The organism is Thiocystis violacea (assembly GCF_016583565.1).
Classification (GTDB): domain Bacteria; phylum Pseudomonadota; class Gammaproteobacteria; order Chromatiales; family Chromatiaceae; genus Thiorhodococcus; species Thiorhodococcus violaceus_A.
The window spans coordinates 1-4,733 of sequence record NZ_NRRF01000140.1; the positions used below are offsets into that span (position 1 = coordinate 1).

Here is a 4,733-nt window from a genome sequence, read left to right on the forward strand (position 1 = left end):
TTCAGGGTCCAACGGGTGTGCGACATGTGTTGTGCAGCGAGCGCTCAATCGAGGAGCCGGATGCGGTAGTCCCGCACGTCCGGATCTGTGGGAGCCGCGGGTGCGTAAGCACCCGCGGCCACCCGGTACCGGTAGGGTGGACGAGCGAGCGCGAAGTCCACCGAACCCCGCGCCGTTGTTGGTGGACTGCGCTGCGCTTGTCCACCCTACCGAAGACGACTGGTCCGAAGGATGATCGACGCCAGGATATCTAAGGAGGCGAAGAGTAGGGACTGAGTCAGTGCGCCTAGATGTTCGGGTCGGAGGGGGTCGAGTCGGCGGGGTTAGTTAGGTCTTCCCTGCAGCGACGAATCGAGCGTAATGCGCGACGGCTTCCGGCGCCGTCTCGCCGAAGATCCCGAGGAGGGTTCGCGTCTCCAACCACGCCGGCGCCGGTTCCGCGCCGATCATGGCCCGGTAGCGACTCCAGGGCCAATCGGCTGCGGTACGCACCATCCGCGCCCTGAAGAGCGTGCTTATTCGATCAGCCTGACACGAAACGCACGTCCCTTCAGTTTGCCGACGGACAACTTTTTCAGCGCCGCCCCCACGCTCTCTCGGCGGATCGCCACATAGGCCCATTGATCGGCGATCTGGATTTTTCCGACTTGATCGCCACGAATACCACCCGGCCCCGTCAAGGCGCCCAGGATATCCCCCGGGCGAACCTTCTGCTTCTTGCCGCCATCGATCTGAACGGTGACCATCGGCGGCACCATCGGGCGCTGTTTCAGCAGGTCGAGTGACGGCAATGACTCGCTGTCCATGATTGGATCCACCGTGGTATCCAATAAGGCGACGCGATGCGCCTCACCTTCATCGTAGAGCGAAAAGGCTGCCCCCGTGCTGCCGGCACGCCCGGTACGACCAACGCGATGGGTATGCACCTCCACATCCAGTGCAATCCGATAGTTGATCACCGCATCGAGTGCGTCGATGTCCAAACCACGGGCTGCCACATCGGTGGCCACCAGCACCGAGACGCTCTTATTGGAGAACCGCACCAGGATCTCATCCCGATCCCGTTGCTCCAGGTCACCGTGCAGCGCGAGGACGCTAAAACCACTGTCCCGCAACCCCTGAGCCACGCGTCGCGTGTCAACCTTGGTATTGCAAAACACCAGGGTCGACACCGGTTGGTGCTGCAACAGCAAGAGGCATAGCGCGCGCTGCCGCTGCTGATCGTCGCTCACGCGATAGAAGTGCTGGGCGATACTGCGATTGTCGTGGGTGGACGCCACTTGGGCCATGACCGGTTCAGTCATGATCCGCCGGGCGATGGCCTGGATCTGACTGGGGTAGGTGGCGCTAAACAGCAGTGTTTGGCGTTTCTTCGGTATCCGGTCGATGATCGCATCCAGCGCCTTTTCGAAGCCCATCTCAAGCATCCGATCCGCCTCGTCGAGCACCAGCATGCTCACCTCATCCAGCCGCAGTGTGCCTCGCTCCAGGTGATCCGCGATGCGCCCCGGGGTTCCCACCACGATATGGGCACCGTGTTCCAGCGAGCCGATCTGAGGGCCAACCGCGACCCCGCCGCAGAGTGTCAGCACCTTGATGTTGTGCCGCCTGCGCCCCAGTGCGCGGATCTCCTTGGCCACCTGGTCGGCGAGTTCACGGGTGGGACAGAGGACGAGAGACTGGATCCGAAAGCGTCCGACATCGAGCCGTTCCAGTAGACCGAGCCCAAACGCGGCGGTCTTCCCCGAACCGGTCTTTCCTTGTGCGATGACGTCCTTCCCCGCCAGGATATCCGGACAACTCAGTGCCTGGATGGGGGTCATGGTGTCATAGCCGAGCGAGGACAGATTCTCCAGCAGATCCGGGTTGAGGTTGAGCGAGCTGAATGAGGTATTGGTCAAGACGCCTGCCCCGTCGTCGCGCTGGAGTCGTCCTGTTGAGGACGACCATCGCGGTACTCCAACTGCACGCCGCTGAGAAAGTTGCGCAGAATCTGATCCTTACATTGACGGTAGTGCTTATGATCCGGCTTGCGAAAGAACGCACTCAACTCATGCTTGCTGATGTGAACATCGCTTGCGGCCAAGAGACGCAGGATATCGTCCGCTTTCAGATCCAAGGCGATCTTGAGTTTCCTGAAGATGATGTTGTTGTTCAATGATTGCTCCGGCTCGGGCTGCTCGCTGTCTTTCGTGCCCCGTCGATCATTGATCAAGCCGTTGAGGAAGGTCGCCAATTGGTGATCGCCACATTCCTCGAACTCCGGATCATCGACTTTTTTCAACCAATTGCTGACTTGCGAGCGGGTCACCTGACTGTTCGCTGCGGCAAACACCGCGATCATCTTGGAATCATCGAAATCGAATGTGTATCGAAGGCGGCGCAGGATATCGTTGTTGGTCATACAGGGGCTCAATGGCTAAATAGGCAGGTAATCGCCCGGCTCTGCCGGGAAAACAGTCGCAGTTTGACATCTTCTGGCGTCCATCGGGGATATCCCTCGCGGGCTGATTCACCCCGACTGTAGCAGACGCTGCAACGGGCAAAAGAGCCTGGATTTTTCGGCGGATATCGCGGCTCAGACCCCTTCGGGCAAAATGCGATAGACCTCGGCCAAAGCTCCGTCATCGCCGACGTTGCCCTATAGCCTCCCGTCGCGCGATATCCGCTGCTTGAACGATCTTGCTCACGCGCGAGTAGCGAGTAGTGGATGCCGAAGAAGTCTCCAATGTCCTGCAGCGTATAGCCCCCGCTGCGATAATCGGCGACGATGGCCGCGTTGCGCCGCGGGTCGTCGCGGACATACTCGGGTAACGGCTTGGGGGGAGGCCGGTGCTTTGACCGCGGCACCTCGCGCAGGTCGCGGTTCTTCGGCAACTGTCGCCGCAGAGACTCCACGAAGCTGTCCGAGCCGAGGAACACTTGGTTTTTCAGTTGCTCCCAGGGGGCAGGTTGGCCCTTCCCTATCGGCGAGGAAAATCGCCTCGCGCCGGTCTCCGCGACTGGTCACATGGTACAGCGCGCCAGCAAATTCGAGACGAAGGGGCCCTCACCACCTATCAGTTTTACCCAGAGGGCGCAAAGCAGGGCAAGGGGCGCCCAAGTTCAGCGAGCCGCAGGAGTTTTCTCAGTCCCCGTTGAAACCAGGAGAGCTCACCACCTATCAGTTTCATCCAGAGGGGACGAAGCCGGGCAATGGGTGCCCAAGTTCAGCGAGCCGCAGGAGTTTTCTCAGCCCCCGTTGAAACCAGGAGAGACAGGAGCGGGCGAGCTTACGAAAGATCCAGTGGTCGGGATCGGTTTGTTCAGCCGCCTTTTGTTCCAGGGGGGGTGGCGATTCCAAGGCATCCCGACGACCGGTGTCGGTGCACCAATGCATCGCCAGACTCAGGATCAGCACCAAATGGTCGACGCGATCGGCGTAACGCAGTTGCGTGTCTTCCAGACCGAACCCACGGGTTTTGAAATCCGAGAACATCGGCTCGATGCCCCAGCGCAAGCCATCGTCACGGATCGCGGCCGCCGTGGGCGGGCAGTCCATGGCGATGGTCCACGCCTCTTCATGCCCGGCTTCATGCCAAATGCCAATATTGTTCTTGATGCCGCTCTGAAACAGGCGCGCCCCCGGCGCGAAATACAACTCCGCCCCCTTGGCCAAATCGGCGGTGCAGGTGATGTCAGCGCGCCCGACATCGACGGCATGAGTGCCCTTCAAGCGCAATCGATACCCCTAACCCTGAGTGTGCAACCACTGAAACAACGCCGCCGACGGATAGACGCGATCCGCCGCCAGCAAGACCTGTGCGCGCGCGGGCAACCAACCCGCCACGCACTCCAGAAGCTCGCGTTGCGCCTCAAAACCCAGATTGGCCGCACCGGACTCCACCTTCCAGCACAGCGGCAACGCCCGCTCCCCAACGCGCACACTGATCATCAGAATCACAAAGCGATCACCCAAGTCGGTTTGGTCCATGCTCAACACCACCACCTGACCGTGGCGCGCGGCTGCGCCCAACTGATGCCGTGCCAACGGCTCCATGAGCACTCGACTGTCCAGCAATGGATTGGCCAACAGGCGGGCAATCCACTGTAAGGAACTGTCCATCAATTGCTTCCCACTTTTCTGGTCACGAAGCTCCAGCTTCGTGACCTCAGCGATGAAGCTCTGCTTCACGACTTCGGCGGCTTCCGGCCCTTGATTCGATCGATTCGTTCGGTCGATCCAGTCGCTGATCCTCGAGTTCGCGAAGCGGAGCTTCGTCACCAGGCTCGAATCGGGACGTAGAAGATGGACAATTCCTAAGCGCATGTCGGCCCGCTCCGTCTCGATCGGCAGAACCGCGGCCCACTCGGCGGTGTTGGCTGTCTGGGTCTGAATGACCGCCGCGATGGTCGGCGCGAGTTTCTTCACAATAGTTTTTCGCACCCTAGGATGGAGCTGGCGAAGACCGCGTTCGATCTCACACGCAAGAGAGGCAACCGTTCCCAATTTGCTGCAATCTCATCTGTCAATAGGGGTTCACTAATTGTCTACAAGAAACTGATAGGTGGCAAGCGAAGGGGCCTAGCCATGTCCTCAAGTCTAGCTCAAGAAAGGCAAAAGGGAAGACCTGGGTGACCTGGCAATGGTTGCCGACTGTGAGAGAACCGCGCAAGCGGGAAGCTCTCCCGAGTAAGGCTTAGTCAGCCGCTCGGAAGTGTAATGACTCGACGGCACAAGCCTGAAGGTCAGA

Annotated in this window: 4 protein-coding genes; all 4 read right to left on the reverse strand. The window is 60.1% G+C overall.

Features of this window, described 5'->3' with window-relative positions; all coding sequences use genetic code 11:
• Nucleotides 1-515: 515 nt before the first annotated feature.
• The 4 genes from dbpA to CKO23_RS23820 all read right to left on the reverse strand — a co-directional run bounded on the left by dbpA (nt 516) and on the right by CKO23_RS23820 (nt 4,411).
• Nucleotides 516-1,901: an ATP-dependent RNA helicase DbpA gene (gene dbpA / locus CKO23_RS23805; protein ID WP_200335861.1), complete on the reverse strand. Its 1,386-nt coding sequence runs from the start codon at nt 1,899-1,901 to the stop codon at nt 516-518.
• Entirely contained in the window at nt 1,898-2,404 is a 507-nt protein-coding gene (locus CKO23_RS23810; RefSeq protein ID WP_200335863.1) for a DUF1456 family protein, read from the reverse strand. Before CKO23_RS23810 ends, dbpA begins: the two co-directional genes overlap by 4 nt.
• 765 nt (nt 2,405-3,169) lie before the next feature.
• Nucleotides 3,170-3,715 (reverse strand): hypothetical protein, encoded by a 546-nt coding sequence (locus tag CKO23_RS23815; protein ID WP_200335865.1) that lies wholly within the window; start codon nt 3,713-3,715, stop codon nt 3,170-3,172.
• Nucleotides 3,716-3,730: 15 nt separating this feature from the next.
• On the reverse strand, nt 3,731-4,411 hold the full coding sequence (locus CKO23_RS23820; protein ID WP_200335864.1) for a hypothetical protein: 681 nt from the start codon (nt 4,409-4,411) through the stop codon (nt 3,731-3,733).
• Nucleotides 4,412-4,733 lie beyond the last annotated feature (322 nt).